The organism is Micromonospora sp. 15K316 (assembly GCF_004348525.1).
Lineage (GTDB): Bacteria > Actinomycetota > Actinomycetes > Mycobacteriales > Micromonosporaceae > Micromonospora.
This window is the reverse complement of the sequence record NZ_SMKG01000337.1, coordinates 1-4,471: the sequence shown is the minus strand read 5'-3', so window position 1 is coordinate 4,471 and position 4,471 is coordinate 1. Positions and strand designations below refer to the sequence as shown.

Sequence of the window (4,471 nt, the reverse complement as noted above, 5' to 3'; positions counted from 1 at the left end):
GGCCCAACCGGGCCGGCCCCGCTCAGGGGTTTGAGCGCTGGATCAGTTACCGGCGCTCGACCACCTTCAGGGTGAACTCGGTGTACGACGGCGCGTGCTTCTTGTCGCCGCCGTATACCACTCGAACGGTGTGCTTGCCGGGCCGGGGCAGCCGGTCGACGTCACACGTGGCGACGCCCTTCTTCAGCGACGCCTCGCAGAGCACGTCCTCACCGATGAGGAACTGCACGGGGCCGGTCGCGGAGCTGGGCTTGACGGTGGCGGTCAGCTTGACGTGCTTGCGCCAGGTGGCCGTCACGTCGTCGGCGCGTACCGTCGTCTTGATCCGGGTGTCGACCGGGGCCTTCGTCACGGTGACCACGCGGTTGGCGACCGCCTGGTTGCCGTTGGTGTCGGAGGCCAGATAGGTGAGCGGGTAGCTGCCGGGCGTCCTGGTGTCGACGGTGCCGACGACCTGGATCCGGTCGGTGACGTCGCCGTCGGTGTTGTCGACGGCCTTGACGCCGGCGAGCGGGTCGAAGGTCTTCCCCTGCTCGACGGTGGTCGAGGCGGGGACGGTCAGCACCGGCGGTGTGACGTCGGTGCCGGCCGCGGTGGCGAGGAAGACCCCGCCGAACTGGTCGGCGGAGCCGACCTGGTCACCGTCGCCGGTGTGGCTGGTGCTGGTCCAGGCGTAGAGCTCGCCCTCGGTGAGGCCCTTCCACTCGACGCTGGCCGGCCAGCCCGACTTCGCGGTGGCCGAACCGATGATCGTGTCGGTCGGGGTGACGACGACCAGGCTGTCCGTGCCGAAGCTGGTGGTCCGGCTGGACAGGTCGATCGGCAGCACCATGTTGTCCTCGGCGCCGTTGTAGCGCTTGCGGTCGTCGTACTCCGTGGCGCCGAAGTTGTTGAGCATCGGCGAGTACGTGTCGATGCTCATCTCGGCCCGGTCGACGTCGATCTGCAGCAGCCGAAGGAAGCTGGCGCCGAACTGGAGCAGGTCTGTCGACTTGTGGTCGACGGTGCCGTCGCCGTTGAGGTCGAGGCTGCCGTTGGCGTCGACCTTCTCCGGCCACAGCTCGCCCGCGGTCATCTTGTAGAACTGGTAGTCCGCGAGCAGCTCGACCACGTCGTGCGCCACCGTCACGCCGACGCCGGTCTTCAGGTTGGTGCCGACGCCGTGTTCGTGGCCGGCGAGGACCAGGAACACGTTCGGGTTGGACTGGACGATTGTCGAGAAGGCCCGGGAGCCGTCGGTGGAGAAGTTCGCCCCACGGCCGTCCGGCGTCGTCGACGGGGCCAGGTAGGCGTGGGTCAGCAGGATGCCGTTGCGGTCGCTGTACCGCTGGAAGATCGAGCTGGCCCAGTCGGCCTCGGCCTGGGTGACCCCGTAGGAGAGGCCCACGGCCACGAAGTCGAGCCCACCGGAGGAGAAGAGGACGTAGTTGTTCTGGTTGTCCTTGCCCGGGGTGACCGTGTTGCCCGCGGCGTCGGCGGTCTCGTCCCATGCGTGGTACGACGCCTTCGACACGGCAGGCCACTTCTTCGCGCCCTCGTAGTAGCGCTCGGGGCCGTAGTACTTGTTGAAGCGGGACGTCGGGCCGATCTCGTTGCCGCCCTGGTTGTCGTGGTTACCGGCGATCACCTGGTTGACGACGCCGGCCTCGTCGAGCGTCCGCTGCGCCTCGGAGGTGAACTCGAACTCCCGGGTCACCTGCTCGTCCAGCCCCGGGTAGAGCAGGTTGCCGCTGGAGTCCTTGGCGAGCGGGTCGGAGTGGTCGTTCTCGATGACGTCACCGGTGTGCGCGGTGTACGCGATCTTCTTGCCGGCAGCGTTGTCGGCGAGCCACTTGGTCGTGTCCTGGTAGGACTTCTGCCAGAGCGCCCGCTCCTCCATGGTCATCTTGTCGGTGGGCTCGTCGACGCCGTCGAAGTCGTCGTACGTGCCGCCGGCCGCACCCTCGGCGAGGTACTGGGTGTCGGTGAAGTGGGCCAGCGAGAAGTCGTACGACTTCGGGTCGTCGAAGTGGTCCCGGTTCGCCGGGTCGTTGGCGGAGCCGTCGCGCGGGGCGAGGTCGTCGGCGAACGGGTCCTCACCGACCACCAGGACGTGGACGGCGCCGTTGTCGACCAGCTCGGGCCGGACGGCGGCCTTCAGCGCGGTGTCGCCTTCGGCCTGGCCGCGGGCGGTGGCCAGCTCGGTCCACGCCTGCGCGGTCGGGTTCCAGGCGAAGAGAGTGACGGCCCGCTCGGGGTCGACGACGCCGCTCCACAGGATCTGGCGGGCTTCGCCGGAGGCGGGCACCTGCACGTCGTACCGCTGGAACGGGATGTTGCCGGTGGACGGGCTCTTCACCAGGTTGCCGTCGGGGCGGGGGGCCGCGCCGATCTGGCCGCCCTCGGTGTAGGAGAAGTCGAGCGTGGCGGGCATGACCGGGACGACGCCCTGGAAGCCGCCCGCGGGGACGCTCGGGGTGGCCTGCTTGAAGGTGGTGGTCACCTCGCCGCCGTCGGGGTTGTGCGCGATCGCCGACAGGGTGACGTGGCCCTTGCCCTGGCCGACGTCGGTGCCGCCGCCGGTCGGGATGGCGTCGGAGGTGAACCGGACGGTCTTGGTGACGGCCTTGCCGAAGACGTCGGTCGCCGAGATCGTCAGGGTGTGGTCGCCGGACTTCAGACCGGCGCCGACCTCCTGGCCGACCTGGACGGGCGCGCCGTCGAGCAGGTAGGTCCAGCCGGTGGCGTTGCCCTGGTTCTTGACTGTCACCTGCAGCTCGGTCGGGCGGCTGAGGTGGGCGCCCTCGGCGGGCACGGTCGAGGTGACCAGCACGCCCGCGTCCCGGACGTCGCCGAGCGCCGCCGAGTTGAGGGCCTGCACGTCGTCCAGGGTGAGGACCCGGGAGAAGATGCGGGCGTTGCGCACCGTGACGGGCGCCCAGAACTGGTTGACCGAGTCGGCGCCGACGTAGAAGGAGTTGCGGGCGGCGCCGCCGGGCAGGCCGAGCGGTGCCGGTGCGGCGACCGAGGCGGCCAGCGCGCCGTCGACGTAGAGGCGGGCGATCGCGCCGTCCCAGGTGCCGACGGCGTGGTACCAGCGGCCGGAGGAGATCTGGGCCTGGGCGTTGCGGTACGCGCCGTTGGCGTACACGGCGAAGGTCAGCTTGTCGCCGTACACGACGATCGAGTAGCCGCCGGTCTCCTTCTCGGAGCAGACCGAGTGCTCACCGGAGTTGGGCAGGGTGCCGTTGTCCTTGAAGGTGCACTCGATTGTGACCCGGTCGCGGATCTTCGACCACTGCGTGTCGCCCATCGCGTAGGCGTAGGCGTCGTTGGCGCCGTCGAACGAGGCGACGGGGACGTTCACCGCCGGGTCCTGGGCGATGACCGGCTCGCCGACGGTGGTGACGGTGAGGTTCTGCGCGTCGTCCTTCGGGGTGCCGTCGGCGAAGTCCACGTCGAGGACGTCCGCGACGGGCACCGGCGGCTTCAGGCCGTACGCGGAGGCCAGCTCGGCGGCCTGCGCGGCGTCCAGCGCCCGGCTCCAGACCTTGCTGCCCGCGAAAGAGGACGGCGGGGCGACCTGGCCGATGCCGGTGGGGGCCGCGTCGGCGCCGATCACGAACCGGCGGGCGGTGGCGGCGGGCAGGGTGAGGGCGCCGGTGGCGGCGGTGGAGCCGGCGAGCCGGCCGTTGAGGTAGAGGCGCAGCGTCTGCCCGTCCCAGACGGAGACGCTGTGGTACCAGCGGTTGCCGGTGATCGGGGTCAGCACCGACTTGTAGCCGCCGCCGATGTGGGCCATCGTGCCGAGGTTGCCGGCGTTGACGTAGATCGAGAAGCCGCCGCCCTCCTTGTCGGAGCAGAGGTCCTTCTCGCCGCTGACCGGCATCGTGGTGTCGATCCGGAAGACGCACTCGATGGCGAAGCCGGTGGAGAACTTGCCCCACTGGTCGGTGAGGTCGAAGGAGACCGCGTCGTCGACGCCGTCCACCTTCAGGGTGTCGTGGCCGACAGTGGTGTCGGGGGCGTAGCTCGGCGTGCCCCAGGTGGTGGGGGCGAGGCCCTGCGCCCGGTCGGTGGCCGTGCCGCCGGTGAAGGCGACGTCGAGCACGTCGGCGGCGGGCACCGTGACGGTGCTGGCCACCTCGCTGATGGGCGAGGTCAGCGCGTCCCGGGCGGGCAGCAGCAGGGTGCTGCCCGCGAGCGCGAGCCCGAGGGCGGTCATGCCGAAGCGACGCCAGCCTCGGGCTATCGGATCCAGTCGTGTGGTCACGACATCTCCTTCGGTTGGAGGTGTTCTGGTTGTGCCGGGTCGGCACTGGTGGTGGCTGAGGTCCGGTCGCGCGCGGACCGGCGGGGACGCCGGCGGCGGTACCAGAAGGCGCGGGCGACGGCGGCGACCGCGGCGAGCAGGACGGCCCCGATGACCAGGAGCTGCCGGGCGCTGCGATCCGTGGCCGAGACCGGGGTGGTCGGGGCCGACGGGGTGCGG

At 70.6% G+C, this 4,471-nt stretch carries 2 protein-coding genes; both read right to left on the bottom strand.

Annotated elements, in window-relative coordinates:
* Positions 1–46: 46 nt before the first annotated feature.
* A complete protein-coding gene (locus E1211_RS30945; protein WP_132353599.1) occupies positions 47–4,252 on the bottom strand; it encodes a LamG-like jellyroll fold domain-containing protein in 4,206 nt (1,401 codons plus the stop codon).
* Positions 4,249–4,471 (bottom strand): hypothetical protein (locus tag E1211_RS32835; RefSeq protein ID WP_207915576.1); only part of this gene is annotated, 223 nt, incomplete at its 5' end. The genes E1211_RS32835 and E1211_RS30945, both read right to left, overlap by 4 nt.